At 66.4% G+C, this 17023-nt stretch carries 11 protein-coding genes and 2 tRNA genes; 6 read left to right on the top strand and 7 right to left on the bottom strand.

Translation table 11 applies throughout. From position 1 onward, the window contains the following. Nucleotides 1-59: 59 nt before the first annotated feature. The 5 genes from WG924_RS23240 to WG924_RS23220 all read right to left on the bottom strand — a co-directional run bounded on the left by WG924_RS23240 (nt 60) and on the right by WG924_RS23220 (nt 7202). The gene (locus WG924_RS23240) at nt 60-2729 is read right to left on the bottom strand and encodes a valine--tRNA ligase (RefSeq protein ID WP_345935431.1); all 2670 of its coding nucleotides are present in this window, start codon (nt 2727-2729) and stop codon (nt 60-62) included. A gap of 201 nt (nt 2730-2930) precedes the next feature. Beyond that, on the bottom strand, nt 2931-3677 hold the full coding sequence (locus WG924_RS23235) for a DUF2497 domain-containing protein (protein ID WP_345935430.1): 747 nt from the start codon (nt 3675-3677) through the stop codon (nt 2931-2933). 137 nt (nt 3678-3814) lie between these two features. Next, on the bottom strand, nt 3815-5161 hold the full coding sequence (locus WG924_RS23230) for a TolC family outer membrane protein (protein WP_345935429.1): 1347 nt from the start codon (nt 5159-5161) through the stop codon (nt 3815-3817). Between the two features lie 103 nt (nt 5162-5264). Next, on the bottom strand, nt 5265-5921 hold the full coding sequence (locus WG924_RS23225) for a protein-L-isoaspartate O-methyltransferase family protein (RefSeq protein WP_345935428.1): 657 nt from the start codon (nt 5919-5921) through the stop codon (nt 5265-5267). A 297-nt stretch (nt 5922-6218) separates the two neighbouring features. Beyond that, nucleotides 6219-7202, bottom strand: coding sequence for an SDR family oxidoreductase (locus tag WG924_RS23220; RefSeq protein ID WP_345935427.1), 984 nt, complete (start codon nt 7200-7202; stop codon nt 6219-6221). Nucleotides 7203-7439: 237 nt separating this feature from the next. Here WG924_RS23220 and WG924_RS23215 point away from each other — a divergent pair, with 237 nt between their 5' ends. The 4 genes from WG924_RS23215 (at nt 7440) to WG924_RS23200 (ending at nt 11083) form a co-directional block, all read left to right on the top strand. Next, entirely contained in the window at nt 7440-8363 is a 924-nt protein-coding gene (locus WG924_RS23215) for an AraC family transcriptional regulator (RefSeq protein ID WP_345935426.1), read from the top strand. A 438-nt stretch (nt 8364-8801) separates the two neighbouring features. Then, nucleotides 8802-8875 (top strand) — tRNA-Cys (locus tag WG924_RS23210). Nucleotides 8876-8978: 103 nt separating this feature from the next. Continuing rightward, a tRNA-Asn gene (locus WG924_RS23205) sits at nt 8979-9054 on the top strand. A 394-nt stretch (nt 9055-9448) separates the two neighbouring features. Continuing rightward, nucleotides 9449-11083, top strand: a complete 1635-nt coding sequence (locus WG924_RS23200) for a 3-(methylthio)propionyl-CoA ligase (RefSeq protein WP_345935425.1) — start codon at nt 9449-9451, stop codon at nt 11081-11083. Between the two features lie 290 nt (nt 11084-11373). Here WG924_RS23200 and WG924_RS23195 read toward each other — a convergent pair whose 3' ends face one another. Continuing rightward, nucleotides 11374-11667 carry an SCP2 sterol-binding domain-containing protein gene (locus WG924_RS23195; RefSeq protein WP_188574588.1) on the bottom strand — a complete coding sequence of 98 codons (294 nt, stop codon included), beginning with the start codon at nt 11665-11667 and terminating at the stop codon, nt 11374-11376. Between the two features lie 52 nt (nt 11668-11719). Beyond that, nucleotides 11720-13441, bottom strand: a complete 1722-nt coding sequence (locus tag WG924_RS23190) for an enoyl-CoA hydratase/isomerase family protein (RefSeq protein ID WP_345935424.1) — start codon at nt 13439-13441, stop codon at nt 11720-11722. Between the two features lie 193 nt (nt 13442-13634). Here WG924_RS23190 and WG924_RS23185 point away from each other — a divergent pair, with 193 nt between their 5' ends. Continuing rightward, a complete protein-coding gene (locus tag WG924_RS23185) occupies nt 13635-16229 on the top strand; it encodes an ATP-binding protein (protein WP_345935423.1) in 2595 nt (864 codons plus the stop codon). A 62-nt stretch (nt 16230-16291) separates the two neighbouring features. Then, nucleotides 16292-16999: an acrylate utilization transcriptional regulator AcuR gene (gene acuR, locus WG924_RS23180; RefSeq protein ID WP_345935422.1), complete on the top strand. Its 708-nt coding sequence runs from the start codon at nt 16292-16294 to the stop codon at nt 16997-16999. Nucleotides 17000-17023 lie beyond the last annotated feature (24 nt).

The raw sequence follows: 17023 nt of genomic DNA, 5'->3' as shown, positions 1-17023 counted from the left end.
CGGCCGCCACCCTTATGGGCGGCGGCCGTTCGCGGTCTCGGGTCAGATCTGCCGGACGATCACGCCTGACGCATGGCCTGAACCCGTGCCAGCGCCGCAACCAGGGCCGCACGATCGGCCACCGCCTGCTCCCGGCGCTCGCGATTCTCCTCCACCACCTCGGCCGGCGCCTTGGCGACGAAGGCCGGATTGTCCAGCCGCTTGTCGATGCCGGTGATATCGCGATCCAGCTTGGCGATTTCGCCATCCAGCCGTTTGGCCTCGACCGCGACGTCGATCACCGATGCGATCGGCAGCAGCACGACCTCGCCGCCGACCAGCGTCTCGACGGTGCCGGCGACCTCGCCTTCGACGAAATCGATCGCCTCGGCGCGGGCCAGCCGGCCGATGGCGTCGCCATGGGTGGCGGCACGGGCACGGGTGACATCCGATGCGGCCCGGAACAGCACCGGCACGCGGGCGGCGGGCGGCACGTTCAGTTCCGAGCGCACGCTGCGGACGGCCGACACCACCTCGATCAACCAGCCGATGTCAGCATCGGCGGCCGGATCGGACAGCGTCTTCGGGTCGAGCGCCGGCCACTGGCCGTTGATCGCGGTGCCGGCGCGGCTGCCGGGCCGCGTCGCCCACAGCTGTTCCGTCACGAACGGCATCATCGGGTGCAGCAGCAACAGGATCTGGTCCAGCACCCAGGCCAGCGTCGCGCGGGTTTCGGCCTGCACGGCACCACTGTCGCCGCCCTGCAGAACCGGCTTCGCCAGTTCCACATACCAGTCGCAGACGATGTCCCAGGTGAAGCGATAGGCGGCCTGTGCCGCCTCGTTGAAGCGGAACGCCTCCAACCCCTCGGTGACCGCGGCCACCGCGCGCGCGGTCTCGCCCACGATCCAACGGTTCAGCACATGGGTCACCGCCGCCGGATCGAACCCGGCGATGCTCTCGGCGCCGTTCATCTCGGCGAAACGGGCGGCATTCCACAGCTTGGTCGAGAAATTGCGATAGCCGGCGACCCGGGCCTCGGCCAGCTTGACGTCACGACCCTGAGCCGCCAGGGCCAACAGGGTGAAACGCACCGCATCGGCGCCGTATTTGTCGATCAGGTCGATGGGGTCGATGACGTTCCCCTTCGACTTCGACATCTTCTGGCCCTTCTCGTCACGGACCAGGGCGTGGATATAGACGGTGCGGAACGGCACATCGCCCATGAAGTGCAGGCCCATCATCATCATCCGGGCGACCCAGAAGAAGATGATGTCAAAGCCGGTGACCAGCACATCGCCGGGATAATAACGGGCAAGCTCCGGCGTCTGTTCGGGCCAGCCCAGCGTGCCGAACGGCCAGAGCGCCGAGCTGAACCAGGTATCGAGCACGTCGGTATCCTGGCTGAGCGTCACCGCCTCGCCATAATGGGCCAGCGCCGCTGCACGGGCTTCGGCCTCGGTTTCCTCGACGAACACCGCACCATCCGGGCCGTACCAGGCCGGCACCCGATGTCCCCACCAGATCTGGCGCGACACGCACCACGGCTGGATATTGCGCATCCAGTCGTAATAGGTGTTCTCCCACTGCCGGGGCACGAAGACGGTTTTGCCGCTTTCGACCGCCTCGATCGCCGGCCCCGCCAGCTTCGGCGCATCGACATACCACTGATCGGTCAGCCAGGGCTCGATCACCACGCCCGACCGGTCGCCGTAAGGCACCGTGTGGGTCACCGGCTCGATCGCCTCAAGCAGGCCGGCGGCCTCCATATCGGCAACGATCCGCTCGCGCGCCTGGAAGCGGTCGAGCCCGCGATAGGCGGCGGGGATCACCGCATCGGTCACGATCCGGCCATCGGCGTCGAGCACGTTGATCATCGCCAGATCATGGCGCCTGCCGACCTCGAAGTCGTTGAAATCATGGGCAGGCGTGATCTTGACCGCGCCCGATCCCTTCTCGGGGTCGGAATAGTCGTCGGCGACGATCGGAATCCGCCGGCCGGTCAGCGGCAGCAGCACCTCGCAGCCGATCAGGTCGGTATAGCGCTCGTCGGTGGGGTGCACCGCAACCGCCGTGTCGCCCAGCATGGTTTCGGGCCGGGTGGTCGCGACCACGATATGACGGCCGGACCCGTCGGCCAGCGGATAGCGCAGGTGCCAGTAATGGCCCTTCACCTCACGCGGCTCGACCTCCAGGTCGGAAATCGCGGTCTTGAGCTTGGGATCCCAGTTGACCAGCCGCTTGTCGCGATAGATCAGCCCCTGCTTGTGCAGAGTGACGAACACCTTGCGCACCGCATCCGAAAAGGCCGGGTCCATGGTGAAGCGCTCGCGCGGCCAGTCGGCCGAGGCCCCGAGCCGGGTCAACTGATCCAGGATGCGACCGCCGGACTGTTCCTTCCAGGCCCAGATCCGCTCGATCAGCCCGTCGCGGCCGACATCGTTGCGGGTGATCCCCCGCTCGGCCAACTGGCGTTCCACCACCATCTGGGTGGCGATGCCGGCATGGTCGGTGCCCGGCTGCCACAGCGCATCACGGCCGGTCATCCGCCGATACCGGGTCAGCGCATCCTGAATGGTCATGGTCAGCGCGTGGCCGATATGAAGGCTGCCGGTCACGTTCGGCGGCGGCATCATGATCGTATAGGGGGCGCCGCCGGCCTGCGTATCCGCCTGGAAGGCGCCGCTCCGGCGCCAGCCCTCATAGATCTCGGCCTCGGTGTCCTGAGGCCGGAAGGTCTTGTCCAGCATACCGTTCCGTTCCGCTGTCTTCTGGGGCGGCAGGCCAGAGCGATGACGCGGCCTATCCGCCGATCGATGCATCCGCAGTCGATGCGGGGCCGGACCCGGCCTGCCACAGGCCACGATCCGGGCCGGTGGCAGGCCATCAGGCCCGGCGGAATATCAGAGAGGTGGCGGCGGAACCGCGCCCGCCAGACACCGGTGCCGCGCTCACGGGCGCAGCGAGCGTTCTACCAGCCGCTGGATTTCCTCACGGACAAGCTGTTCCACCATCGGCGGCAGGTTGTGGTCCAGCCAATCCTTCAGCAGCGGCCGCAGGATATCGGCCACCAGATCCTCAAGCGTGCGGCCGCCGAAGGCCGCTTCGGGCCGGCGCTGATCGCCGCCGCCGCCCACCAGAGCCTGCCCCAGGCTGGCGAAGGCCGCGACCGTCGCGGCGCTTGCCGCCTGCGACATCAGGCCCTCGCCCGACGGAGCCGCAGCCGGCTGCGGCCGGGGTGCGGGCCGGGGTTCAGGGGCCGGCTGGGGTTCGGGCTCCGGATCGTCGAATGCCGCCTCGTCATCGGCGTCATTCAGCATATCCCATGGATCCTCGGCCGCAGGTGCCGCCGCCGGCTTGGCGGGCGCAGGCTTGGGCTCGTCATCGAACATGTCGTCATCCGCACTGGCAGCAAAGCTGGGACCGCGCGCGAAGTCGTCGTCGAAGTCGTCATCCGCGGCCATGTCGTCGCCCGGATCCGGTTCCGGCTCAGGCGCCGGATCATCGAAGGGATCGGGCTCGACCACATCGATCAGGTCGAGCACATCCTCGCGGTCATCCCGGCGTGCGGGTGCGGCCGCCGGTGCGGCTTGTGCCGCCGCGCCACCCTCCTCACCGTCTTCTTCGGCGATGATACGCCGGATGGAGGCGAGAATTTCCTCCATCGACGGTTCCTGGTTCTGAGTCCTGTCGGTCATCGGCCCCTTGGGGCTCCTCACGCGTGTCCGGTTGCCGCCACTCTAAGGCAGTCGGCGGATGAATGCCAGCGACGACGAGCCGGCCCCGCCTGTGACGGGGCCGGCTCGCTGGCTGGATCCGGTGTGGTTGCCGCCGCTCAGTCGCCGGTGCCCCACCAGGCGTCGCGAACTTTGCGGTAGTTGTCCTGCGGGTCGTAGACCGGCGTGGTCGCCGACACCGCGGCGATGTCGAGGGCGCCGATCGCCGCCGCCAGCTGGAAGCCGGCAACGATCACGTCGCGCTGAGCACCGACCAGGTTGACCCGGGCCTGAAACAGCTCCTGTTCGGCATCGAGCACATCCAGCGTGGTGCGGGCACCGACGGCTGCCTCTTCACGCACACCTTCCAGGGCGATGTCGGCCGCGCGCACGGCGGCGTCGATCGACACGATCGATGCCCGCGCCGATTGCAGCGTCTCCCAGGCGGCGGTGGCGCCCTCGACGGCCTGGCGCTCGGCGGTCATCAGCTCGCCGCGCCGCTGGGCGCGGGTCTCCTTAGCCTGACGGATGCCGGAAAACTCGCTGCCGCCCTGATAGAGCGGGACGGTCAACTGGGCCACGACCCGGCTGTCCTCAGTGCGGTCCAGCGCATAGGAACTGTCGCGCTCGCGCTGATGGCTGCCGACCAGAGAGACCTGCGGCATGCGGGTCGCCTGGGCCGACTGCACCTGCTGCTCGGCCACCTCGACCGTGAAGCGGGCCGAGCGCACCGATGGATTGTCATCGCGCGCCCGCGCAATGGCATCGGGACGCGACATCGGCAGGTCGGGAAAGGCGCGCGGGACTTCGAGCGCCTCGGGCGCCTGACCGACCACCCGCATATAGGTCGCCTCGGAACTGGCCAATGCACCGCGCGCGCGGGTCAGATCGGCCTGGGCCAGCGCCAGTCGGGCCTCGGCCTGCGCCACGTCGGTGCGGGTCACCTCGCCCACCTCGAAACGATCGCGCGTCGCCTGAAGCTGCCGCTCCAGAACCTTGATGTTATTGACGTTCAGCTCGACCACAGACCGGTCGCGATAGACGTCGCCATAGGCGGTCGCCGCCTCGCGCAGCACGTCCTGCTCAATGCTGCGGACCTGCTCCCGCGTTGCCATCACCTGCGCCTCGGCCTGACCGAGCTGAGCGTCGACCCGCCCCCCGGTCCAGACCGGCTGCGTGACCTGAAGGGTGACGGATCGGGGGTCGGTTCCATAGTCCTTGCTGTTCTCGACCGATGTCCAGGCACGGCCGGTGCTGCCCTGCACCTGTGCCTGTGGCCGGCGGCCGGCCAGGGCGGTGGGCACGTTCTCGTCAACCGCCCGCAACTGGGCGCGCGCCGCATCGATCCGGGGATTGGTGACATAGGACGCGACCAGCGCATCCTGAAGCGTTTCCGCCATGGCAGCCAACGGCGTGGCCAGCATCGTGCCGGCAGCGAGCACCGCTGCAAGTATCGATCGTCTCACCGTCCCATCCCTCGCTTGCGCAGATGGCGCACCATGATCGGGACCGCCGGCCTCCGGACACACCCGAAGGCGCGCTCTCCCACGGCGTACGGCGGCCAGTGGCCTAGAAAACGAAGCCGACCGTCTTGCGGAAGGCCGACAGCACCGGCGTCGCCGCGTCGAACAATGTCCGCCGCGCGACCGCCCCCGCATAATTGGTGAACAGGGTCGCATGGCCGACGCGGCCCTTGTCGTTCATGACCGCGACCAGACGGCCGCCATCGGCCAGTTGGTCGAGCAGCGCCTTGGGTTCCACCTCAAGCGCACCCTCGACGACGATCACGTCATAGGGTGCCTGGGCGGCATAACCCTCGGTCAGCGGGCCGGTGATCACGGCGGCGTTCTGAACGCCCAGTTGCTCGATCAACTCGCCTGCCTGTTCGGCCAGGTCGGTCTGTTCCTCGACCGCGACCACGGCCGACGCCAGTCGCGCCAGAACCGCCGCCGAATAGCCGGCACCGCAGCCGATATCGAGCACGGCTTCATGGGACCGGATATCGGCCGCCTGAAGCAGACGCGCGAACAGCATCGGCTCCATCAGGAACCGGCCATAGCCAATGGCCACATCCTCGTCGACATAGGCGACGGCGCGGTGGCTGACAGGCACGAACCGCTCCCGCGGCACGGTGCCCATGGCATCGAGCACACGGTCATCGGTGACCCTGTTCGGGAGGAGCTGGGTCAGCACCATGTTACGGCGGGCATCGCTATAGTCGTGCATGCTTCGGCTCTCGGCTGCTTCCGGTCGGTCCGGCGGCGCTGCGCGAACGGTGGCGCATCGCCCGCAACTTATACCGGGGGCGCGGGGGGATGACAATGACGGGGACACAAGCTTGTCACCGGACGCCCCGGCGAAAGCGCATCGTCGAGCGTCAGCGAGCCCGCGACGCTGCCGGCGTTCACGATACGTGCACCCGACGAGCCTGAGAAGCGGGAGCACCGCCTGATAGGCGGCAAACTGGCCGAGCATGCCCTATGTCGCGATCCAGTCGATGACACGTCCGAGGAAACCCACGCGTCAGACCTGGCGATCGGTGTCCGGCGCGTCCGGGGCGATGGTGGCTGGTAAAGTTTTGATGTCCGCGAACCGGATGTCTGTCATCTTTTCGGAGACATCCCAAAGCCGCTTGGCGACATGGGTGTCCAACGCTTGATGAGGAATTCCTGCTTCGGTCGGATAGCCCCGCGTTTCGCCGAGTCTGTTCGGACCATAGTACCCGCCTTTGCGGGCGTCAGGAGACGTTGCGGCGAACAATGTCGGCAGGGCACCTTGCGCCGCCGGCTGAAACAGGAACCACAGCCAGGAGCGAAGAAGACCCTGGGCACTGCGCCGGCCCGGCGCATTGTGCAGCAGATCCGTCCGCGCGACACCGGGATGAGCGGCGATACTCGTGATGCCCCATCCGGCGGCATCGCTCCGACGCTGCAGTTCGAACGCGAACATCAGGCAGGCCAGCTTGGACTGGCCGTAAGCCGGCATCGGCTTGTAGTCCTGCTTGGCCTGCAGGTCATCGAAGTTGATCGCGGTGCCGCGGCTGCGGACGGCGATGCTTGAAAGGGTCACGACGCGGGGGCTTTTTCCGAGACGGAGGAGCGGCAGAAGATGCGCCGTCAGGGCGAAATGCCCGAGATAGTTGGTGGCGAACTGCAGTTCGAATCCGTCAGCCGTGGTCTTCCGTGTTGGCGGCGTCATGACGCCCGCATTGTTGATCAGGACATCGACCTTGTCGCGGACAGCGGCGAGCCGCCGCCCGAACGCCGCGATCGAGGCCAGGTTTCCAAGGTCTGCCACTTCGAAGGTCACGGCGGCATCGGGTGCTGCCTGTTTGATCCGCGCGACCGCCTCGGCTCCCTTTGCGGCGTTTCGACCGGCGATGATCACATCGCCGCCGGCCCTGGCGAGCGCGCGGGCATCTTCGAAACCGAGCCCGCCTGTACCGGTCACGACGATGGTACGGCCGTGCTGGGACGGAATATTGTGGGTGGTCCAGTTCTCAGGCATTCGCGTTCCTTGATCGGTCAGATGAGGCATCGGCCCGGCTGTGGCCCTGCCGAGGATGCCTCCGGGGGCAGGCGGCGTTCTCCACGCCTCGCTTGGCTCGCATCTTGAAGCTAGACAGACTGTCCGATGATCAAAATGCCCGAACCCTCAATAAATTTGCCTATTCCTACAGATGTCGATAAATTACCGGCTGAGGGGCGTGTGTTGCGCTGGCCTGGTACTCGATAGGAGGCTCGCATGTCGTCGTCATTACTTGCTGCGGTCACCGCCTACATCGAGAAACAGGGTGGCGGTCAGGGCCTCTTTCCCACGCCGATCGAAAGCTTCAACATCGTTCGCTCCTTCCAGACGATGATGCCGATGCGCGCGCTGTACCGGCCGTCACTGTGCGTGGTGATCCAGGGCGCCAAGGAGATCGACTTCGGCCAGGAGCGGCTCGATTACGGCACTATGGAGTGCCTGGTCGTCAGCGTCGAACTTCCGGCCACCGGGCGGATCGTCGAGGCAAGCCCGGCCGCGCCCTATATCGGCGTCACATTGGACTTCGACGTGGCGACAGTCCGCGATGTGCTCGAACACTTGGACGAGCCGCCAACCCCGACTGCTCGTTCCGGCCCGTGCGTGTTCGTCGGCAAAGCCGATGACGCTCTGGCGGATTGCATTCTGCGCCTGATGCGGATGTTGGCGACGCCGAAGGCGATCCCGATCCTCTATCCCTCGGTGCTGCGCGAGGTCTGCTACTGGCTGCTGAGCGGACCTCACGGAGGAGAGATCTGCAAGCTGGCGCTACCGGAATCAAACGTCGAACGGGTGGTGAATGCCGTCTCGATGCTGCGCGTCAACTTCGCTCAGACATTGCGCATAGAACAACTGGCCGACGTGGCGCGCATGAGCCCGTCCTCGTTCCATCAGCACTTCAAGGCCCTGACGTCCATGACGCCGCTTCAGTTTCAGAAACAATTGCGGCTTCTGGAGGCAAGACGCCTGATGGTATCAGAGGCGATCAGCGTGGCGGAGGCTGCCTACAAGGTCGGTTACGAGAGCGCTTCGCAGTTCAGTCGGGAATATTCACGGATGTTTGGCGTCGCGCCGAAGCAGGACGTCCTGAACCAGCAGCGCCTATATGGCGAGTACGCCAGTCGAAAAGTGCAGACTGCGTAAGTCTGTACGCCTGGTACTTTGAATACTGCTCTTTGCAGCTTCTGATCATGCCCCGAGGCGCCGCGTAGCAGGCGCCCGCTCATTCGGACCTCCGGCGTGTGTGGCCGGATGGGTCATGCGTCAGCAGCGGGCACCGTCCCGGTGAGTGTGCTCTGCACCACATTGCCGATTAGAGAACGGCCTGGGACATGATCCGTGACGGTGACGCCGCGCACGGCTACACTGTTTTCGCGGATCGTGATGATCCGATGACGAAGCAGGGGTTGACCACACCCTGAGACGCCTCTATAAACCCGATCCGTCGAGGGGTGCTGCAGACTGCGGAAACGCAGGCGGCAGAGCCTGGAACATCAGCACGGTCTGCCTGTTCGGTACCAGAGATGGCGTCATGCCGGAGATGGTACGGCGCCAGAGATCATGTTGGACGACAAGCCCGGTGGCCGGGTAGCAAAGTGGTAATGCAGGGGACTGCAAATCCCCGATCGGCGGTTCGACTCCGCCCCCGGCCTCCATCTTCTCGTCAGACATTGATTGAGGACGATCGATAAAAATCGATCTGGACATGCCGGTCAGATGGTGATAAAAGCACGCCCCACAGACGAAGGCTATCACTGATCCCCGATAGCTCAGTAGGTAGAGCAGGTGGCTGTTAACCACCTTGTCGCTGGTTCGAGTCCGGCTCGGGGAGCCACTTCAAAAAAAGACCTTCGCCGTTATGCGGCGAAGGTCTTTTTTTGTGCATCAATCCGCTGCGCACCCCGGAAGGCACGGCCATGGCGATCGCCTTCAGGATGTGGATCAGGGAATGAATACCCCGAATACGCGAAGAACCTCAACGCCATAAAGCCTGTGCGATATATCCCGAAATCGCGGTTTTCTGCGGGCTTCACGGCTGCGTATGCCGGTTCACAAAGCCCGGTCGACACGCTAGGCTGGCCGCGCCGGCGCTCGTGACCGGCGGGTCGCTTCGGGGGGAGCGGCACCCGACGAAATGTCTTCATCCGCTTTCCGGTGGCGCGACGGGCGCCATCGCCGCGGTGCCCTGAACGGGGCCGCGTTCCTATGCAGAGACCAAGGGAGGATTCATGCGCGGCCAGATGATGGACACGCCGCTTCTGATCGCACCGCTGATCGAAACGGCCGCCAAGTTTCACGGCGATGTCGAAATCGTGTCGCGGACCTGCGAGGGGCCGATCCACCGCTATACCTATGCGGACGCATACAGCCGCGTTCAGCAGCTCGCCAACGCCCTCGCCTCGCGCTTCGGCATCGGCATGGGCGACCGGGTCGGCACGCTCGCCTGGAACGGCTATCGGCATTTCGAGGCCTATTTCGCGGTGTCGGGCTCGGGCGCCGTTCTGCACACGATCAATCCACGCCTGTTCCTTGAACAGATCGAGTATATCATCAATCACGCCGAAGACCGCGTGATCCTGGTGGACCTGACTTTCGTTCCGATTCTGGAAAAGCTGGCCGGCAAGATGCCGACCGTGGAAGCCGTGGTCATCCTGACCGACCGGGCGAACATGCCCGAGACGACGCTGGTCAACGCGATCTGCTATGAAGAGCTGATCGCCGATCAGCCCGCCAGCTTCGACTTCCCCCGGTTCGACGAGAACACCGCCTCGTCGCTGTGCTATACCTCGGGCACCACGGGTAACCCCAAGGGCGTGCTGTATTCGCACCGTTCCAACGTGCTGCATTCCTATGGCATCTGCATGGCCGACAGCCTGGCCGTGTCGGCCACCGACGCCGTGCTGCCGGTGGTGCCGATGTTCCATGTGAACGCCTGGGGCCTGCCTTATGCCTGCCCGATGGTCGGCGCCAAGCTGGTGTTCCCCGGCCCGCGCCTGGATGGTCCCGGGCTGGCCGAGCTGATCGAGATGGAACGCCCGACAATTCTGGCCGGCGTGCCCACGGTGTGGCTGGCGCTGCTGAACCATCTGGACGAGATCGGCCGCAAGATGGAAGGCGTGCGCATCGCCGTGGTCGGCGGCTCCGCCGCGCCCGAGGCGATGATCCGCAAGTTCCAGGAGAAGCACGGCACCTTCCTGCTGCATGCCTGGGGCATGACCGAGATGAGCCCGGTCGGCACCACCTGCACCTTCAAGGCCAAGCATCTGGGCTTGAGCCAGGAGGCGAAGTACAAGCTCCAGACCAAGATCGGCAAGGCGGTCTATGGCGTCGACATGCGGATCACCGACAGCGACGGCAACAATCTGCCGCATGACGGCGTGGCATTCGGTCATCTGAAGGTGCGCGGCCCCTGGGTGCTGAAGACCTATTACCGCCGCGAGGACGAAACCCTTCTGGACGATGATGGCTGGTTCGATACCGGCGACATCGCCACCATCGATGCCGACGGCTATGCCCAGATCGTCGACCGCTCGAAGGATGTGATCAAGTCGGGCGGCGAGTGGATCAGCTCGATCGACCTTGAAAACGCCGCCGTCGGCCATCCCGACGTCAAGGAAGCCGCGGTCATCGGTGTTGCCCATGACAAATGGCAGGAACGCCCGCTGCTGCTGGTGATCCCGCGCGAGGGCGCCACGCTCGACAAGCAGGGCATGCTCGACTATCTGGAAACCCAGGTGGTGAAATGGTGGCTGCCCGATGACGTGATCTTCGTCGACGAGCTGCCGCACACAGCAACCGGCAAGCTGCTGAAGATGAAGCTGCGCGAAGCCTATGGCGACTGGCTGACCAAGAAGGCCGGTTGATCAGACCAAAGACAGACGACAAAGGGCGGCTTCCGCAGGGAAGCCGCCCTTTGTCGTCAATTCTGATGGACATGGGGCCCGATGGACATGGGGCCCAGTGGACATGGGGCCCAGTGGACATGGGGGATGCAGCCTGTCAGGGCCACATCCCCCGTCGACTTCCGGGGGGAACCGGCAGCCATCCGTGAAGGATGACACGCCCGGACGGAAGCATCGTTGGCGACACGGTCCCGCCCAGGGCCCCGCTGCAATCGCGACGGCCGGCGGGCACCATGGCGCGGCATCTCGGTTCAGAGGATCGCCGACAGCTTCATCGCGACCGTCATGTCGCCCTCGACCTTGATCTTGCCGGTCATGAAGGCCATGGTCGCGGACAGGTCGCCGGTCATCAGACGGTCCAGGGTTTCGGCGGAACACCGGATGGTGCAGTCGGCATCGCGGTCGGCATCCGACACCTCGGCCGGGCTCGACCGGCCATCGACGAAGATCACCCCGTCCTCCAGCACGAATTTGACCGTGGCGCCAAGGTCACCGCCCTTGGTTGCCTTGTCCTGCATCCGGCGCACCAGATCATCGGTCGACATATCGTTCCTCCCGCGTTTGTTGACGTTAACGTAAACGTAAGACCATGTGCCGTCAAGATGGGCCGGACCGCTCTTCAACCACTGGATGGGATAGCGGTTCCAGATGGGCGGGCCATCCGGCGCCCTGCGTCGCCAATACGTCGATCACCGCCGGCGCGACCCCGACCGCGACCAGATCGGCCGCCGCACGGCGCATGGCTGCCGCCACCACGCCGGCCGCGCGATCATCATCCCCGTCCGCCGCCCGGTCCGCCAGCCCTTCCAGCGCGTCGGGAACCAGCGGCCAGCCGAAGCCTGCCCGCGCCAACGCGCGGTGAAGACGGTCCGGCGGCCATCCATCCGCGATCAACGCCGCAAGCCCGGCCTGCCCGGCACCGGCAAGCCGGCGGATCACCGATCCTGCCGCCGCCGGCACGGCGGCCACGCCGAAGCCGGACGTGCGCAGCCGGTCCATGGCGGCGGTCATCGCCCCTGGCGTGGCATCCGCCGGTATCAGCAACTCGGCGATCCGCCGCCGCCCCGGCGCCAGACCGGCCGGGACTTCTACGGTGAGGCCTTCTGCGCCCGGGCCATGCACCACCACCCCCATGCACCCATCGGGGCACGCTGCCGGCACCACCGGGCCAGAAACCGGGCCAGAAGACGTCAGCACCACGAGCGTCACATCGCCGTCCATGGCAGGCGCCGCGCCGCCATCGCCGGCGATCCCCACCGCCGCACAGCCATCACCGGCACGAACGCGCGGCGCCGCCGGTGCCAGCACCGGCAGCGCTGGCCGCCCGATCCCCCGCGCCAGGGCCCGCCCCGCCAGAAATCCGCCCGCCACCAGCCGATGCGGCTCAGGCTGTGCCATCAGCGCGGCGAAGCGCCCGGCTTCAAGGGCCAGCGCCGCATCGAGATCGAGGGACTGGCCATCAAGCACGGCGGTACAGGTGGCAAGAACACCCGGCCGGCGATGGCGCAGCGCGCGTGCCCGGCTCAGGATCCCAGCCTCCTCCGCCGTCGCGCCGGCGGAGGATGACTGTTCGTCGCTCGACGGGCGGCGGAACACCGACGGGTCGCCGGCATGGATCGCCTGGATGATCTGCCATGCCGCCGTCTCGGCTGCGGCGATATCGGCAAAAGGTGGCGCATCGAGGATACCCGTGTCCCAGGCTGCGTCGGGATCGAGCGTGCGGCCGGCGGCCAGCATCGCCAGCGCCGGAAGCCGGCCGATCAGGCGTGGCAGGCGCTGCGTGCCACCGCCGCCGGGCATCGTGCCGATCGCGGCTTCCGGACAGCCGATGGCGAAGCGGCCGGCCACGGCCAGCCGCGCATCGGCCGCCAGCGCCAGTTCGAACCCGCCGCCCATGCAGGCACCCGCGATCAGCGCCACCACCGGCGCATCCAGGCGTTCCAGCCGCCGTGTCGCTGCATGAAATGCGGTCGAGAAGCCGTGGCTGCGCGCGGGATCGCGCAGCGCATCCAGCCGGGTGAGATCGGCACCGGCCAGAAAATCCCGCCCGCCCGATTCCAGGAGCACGCCCGCCAGATCGGACATGGCCTCAAGGGCGTCGATCGCCCGATGCAGATCGTCGATCATCAGGTCGTCGACCAGATTGGCCGGACGATCCCGGCGCTGCAGCCACAGCCGGATGATGCCCGGGCGCGGTCCGGCGCGAAGCTGCACGGCGTGCCCCATGACCTGACCGACACCCATGACGGCGTTGCCCGGCGATCCGCTGGAGGGTGCATGTGATGGCCCGCCATCGGTGCTGTGAAGCCGCTCGTTCATACCGCGCGTCCCTCTGTGTCCAGGATCCAGTGGTTCGGTTTCCCGACCTTAAATGTATTTATAGTTGAATTGCATCCAATATTCTTGCAAGTACCGCGGGGCGTGCCGTCACTGTACACTGAGCCTTGAGCGGAGCGGCGGCTATCCGGCGTTCGAACCATGCGCGGAGCTCGTATCTGTCGATGAGCCGTATATGAACGGGAATGACTGGATCTCGATGTTGCTGCCGCTCAGCCAGAACCTCGGCCTTCTGGCTCTGGCGGCGCTTGGCTTCGGCATGGTGAACCGCTGGCAGCACCGGCTTGGCAGTCATGGCCATGGGCTGTGCGTGGGCGTGTTGTTCGGGGTGGTGTCGATCGCCTCGATGCTGCTGCCGATCACGATCGAAGACGGGCTGTTTTTCGATGCGCGGTCGGTGCTGCTGATCCTGTCGGCACCATTTGGCGGCCCGCTTGCCACCGTCATCACCGGCATCATGATCGGCGGCTGGCGGATGCTGTCGGGCGGCGCGGGCGTCGCACCGGCTTTGGCATCGATCGGGGTGATCGGCGTGCTGTCGATCGTCTGGTGGCTCTGGCGGCGATCACCGGGTATCCGGTTCACCGACCTGCCGATCGCGGGCGCGCTGGTCGGGGGCAGTCCTTTCGTCGTGGTTCCGGCCTTCTTCGGGATAGTGGAAGGCGGGAGGATCCTGTCGGTGATCGGCACGCCGATCATGCTGGTGTCGGTTGTCGGCACTATCGTCTTCGGCAGCCTGATGCTGATGGAACGCCAGCGCCGGCGCACCGAAACCGCCCTGCTGTCGGAACGTCAGCGGTTCCGCGCGATGGCCGACAGCGTGCCGGGTGCTTTCCTGCAATGCCTGCTGCCGGCCGATGGTCCGCCGGCGATCATCTATGCCGGCAATGGCATCCGCGATATCACCGGCGGCATCGATGCCGCCCGGATCTGTGCCGATCCCGCACAGCTGGATGATCTGGTGGCCGACCATGCGCCGCGCCGGGTGACGGCCGCCATCCGCGATGCCATGCTGGGCATCGGGCCATCCCGTTTCGGGCTGCCGCTGGTGGGCCGCGACGGCATCATCCGCTGGGCGATGCTTCACGTGGCGGCGCCGCAGACCCTGGCGAATGGCGACCGCGTGGCCGATGTGCTGGCGATCGACGTATCCGACCTGCACCGCACCGAAGAGGAACTGCGCGCGGCACAGGTCACGGCCGAACAGGCCAACGCCGCCAAGTCGATGTTCCTGGCGAATATGAGCCACGAACTGCGCACGCCGATGACCGGTGTTCTGGGCATGCTGGATCTGCTGGACGCAAGCCCGCTGAACGACAAGCAGCAGCGCTGGGTCACCGCCATGCGCCGATCCGCCGGCGGCCTGATGACGCTGCTCGACGATATTCTGGATCTGTCGAAGATCGAGGCCGGCCGGCTCAGCCTGTCGGAAGAACCCCTGGTGCTGGACCGGCTTGTGGGCGATGTGCTGGGCCTGTTCGAAGGCCGCGCCTCGCAGAAGGGGCTGGCCCTGACCGTGCGCCGGGGCAGCGGTCTGCCCGATGCGATCCTTGCCGATCCGATGCGGTTGCGTCAGGTGCTGATGAACCTGGTCGGCAATGCGATCAAGTTCACCGACAGCGGCTTCATTGAAATCAGGCTGGATGTACTGGCCGGTCGGCACGGTGGTCCGCATCGCATCGCCATCGCCGTCGCCGATACCGGTGTCGGTATCGCATCGCAGGATCTGGCGCAGATCTTCGATCCGTTCACACAGGCCCGTGGCCCGATGAGTGGCCAGCCCGGCGGCACAGGGCTCGGGCTTGCGATTTCACACCGCCTCACCACCGCCATGGGCGGCGAATTGTCGGTCGACAGCCTGCCCGGCGTCGGATCGGTGTTCACGGTCTATCTGCCCTGTCGGCCGGTCAGCCCGCCCGCCACCGCCGCCGGGCCGGTGATCGGCAATGACGCGACGGCATTGACCGGAGACCGCTTCTCGGGAAGGCGGGTGCTGGTGGCCGAGGACAATCCGGTCAACCGCGAGCTGATGGGCGAAGCGCTGCACCGGATGGGTTTCACGGTCACCGTGGTCGAGGATGGTGCCGCCGCGGTCGACATCTCGGCGCGCCAGCCCTTCGACGTGATCATCATGGACATGCAGATGCCGCGGATGGACGGTGTGGCCGCCACCCGCGCGATCCGCGCGCGTGGCGACACGGTGCCGATCATGGCGCTGTCGGCGGATGCGATGGTTGAAAACCGGCCGCGCTATTTCGACGCCGGCATCGATGCCTTTGTCGCCAAGCCGGTGAACTGGGTCGAATTGCGGACCACCCTGATTACACTGCTCGCCGGTGCGCCGCCATCGCGGCCGGTCGACCACAGTCCGCTGTCACCATCCGCGCCCGCAGACGATCCCTCGGACTCCGGTGTCGATCCCGGGCAAGGTGCCGCCCCCCTGGCGCGGCTGACGGCCATGCCGGTCATCGACGACCACAGGCGGGCCGCGCTCGATATGGCATTGGGTGCCGATCGATCGACCATGCTGTATGCGCTGTTTGCCGAAAGCGCGATCGGCAGCGGCCGGCAGGTGCAGGCCGCAATCGCCGATGGCGACGCCAATGCCTATCACAGCGCCTTGCATGCGCTGAAGGGTCTGGCGGCCAATTACGGCTTCGTGCGGCTGGCCGCCATCTGCGCGTCGCTGGAAGCCATGTCCCTGGCCGAGGCCGAAGTGCTGACCGAGCGGCTGGACGCCGAAATTCATGCCGCCGCCGCACAGAGCTGAGCGTGACCACCCTCGCAAGTCTGTGGCTGTTCTTTTTCTAGACGATCGGTCTATAATGGGCCATGACCATCGCACCCAGTCCGGACATTCAGCGGAAGCGCGGCCGGCCCCGCAAGGCGGCAGCAGCGCATGGTGACACCCGCGACATGCTGTTGCGTGCCGGTGTCGTGGCCCTGACCGAGCGGGGCTTTTCGGCCGTGGGGCTGGACGAGATCCTGCGGGCGGCCCGGGTGCCGAAAGGCTCGTTCTATCACTATTTCGCCAGCAAGGAGGCATTCGGCGCCGCGTTGATCGACGCCTATGCCGCCTATTTCGCCCGCAAACTGGACCGCTGGCTGACCGACGAGACCCGGCCGCCGCTGACGCGCCTGGCGGATTTCATCGCCGATGCCACCACCGGCATGGCACGCCATGGCTATCGTCGCGGCTGTCTGGTCGGCAATCTGGGCCAGGAGATCGGCACCCTGCCCGACCGGTTCCGTGCCCAGTTGCAGCAGGTCTTCGCCGACTGGCAGGCCCGCACCGCCGCCTGTTTGCGCGCGGCCCAGGCCGATGGCGCGATCGCGCGCGATCATGACTGCGACCAGCTTGCGGCACTGTTCTGGATCGGCTGGGAAGGGGCGGTGCTGCGGGCCAAGCTGGAGCGGAGCCCGGCCGCGCTCGACCTGTTTGCCCGGGGATTTTTCAGGGGGCTGGCCGCAGCCGCCACACCGGACCCGCCGACACCTGCCCCCACCACCGACCTGCTGCCTGATATCCAGCGCGCCTGATCCCCCACCCGACACTGCCTTGCG

It is taken from the genome of Tistrella arctica, assembly GCF_039630945.1.
Classification (GTDB): Bacteria; Pseudomonadota; Alphaproteobacteria; order Tistrellales; family Tistrellaceae; genus Tistrella; species Tistrella bauzanensis.
Note: the sequence above shows the minus strand (reverse complement) of the source record. Positions and strands in the feature narration are given on the sequence as shown.

Bases quoted from the DNA above. Each gene is read 5' to 3' on its own strand.
- WG924_RS23220 (WP_345935427.1), bottom strand. From the start codon at position 7,202: ATGCCTGAGAACTGGACCACCCACAATATTCCGTCCCAGCACGGCCGT.
- WG924_RS23240 (WP_345935431.1), bottom strand. From the start codon at position 2,729: ATGCTGGACAAGACCTTCCGGCCTCAGGACACCGAGGCCGAGATCTAT.
- WG924_RS23185 (WP_345935423.1), top strand. From the start codon at position 13,635: ATGAACGGGAATGACTGGATCTCGATGTTGCTGCCGCTCAGCCAGAAC.
- WG924_RS23195 (WP_188574588.1), bottom strand. From the start codon at position 11,667: ATGTCGACCGATGATCTGGTGCGCCGGATGCAGGACAAGGCAACCAAG.
- WG924_RS23215 (WP_345935426.1), top strand. From the start codon at position 7,440: ATGTCGTCGTCATTACTTGCTGCGGTCACCGCCTACATCGAGAAACAG.
- acuR (WP_345935422.1), top strand. From the start codon at position 16,292: ATGACCATCGCACCCAGTCCGGACATTCAGCGGAAGCGCGGCCGGCCC.
- WG924_RS23200 (WP_345935425.1), top strand. From the start codon at position 9,449: ATGCGCGGCCAGATGATGGACACGCCGCTTCTGATCGCACCGCTGATC.
- WG924_RS23235 (WP_345935430.1), bottom strand. From the start codon at position 3,677: ATGACCGACAGGACTCAGAACCAGGAACCGTCGATGGAGGAAATTCTC.
- WG924_RS23225 (WP_345935428.1), bottom strand. From the start codon at position 5,921: ATGCACGACTATAGCGATGCCCGCCGTAACATGGTGCTGACCCAGCTC.
- WG924_RS23190 (WP_345935424.1), bottom strand. From the start codon at position 13,441: ATGAACGAGCGGCTTCACAGCACCGATGGCGGGCCATCACATGCACCC.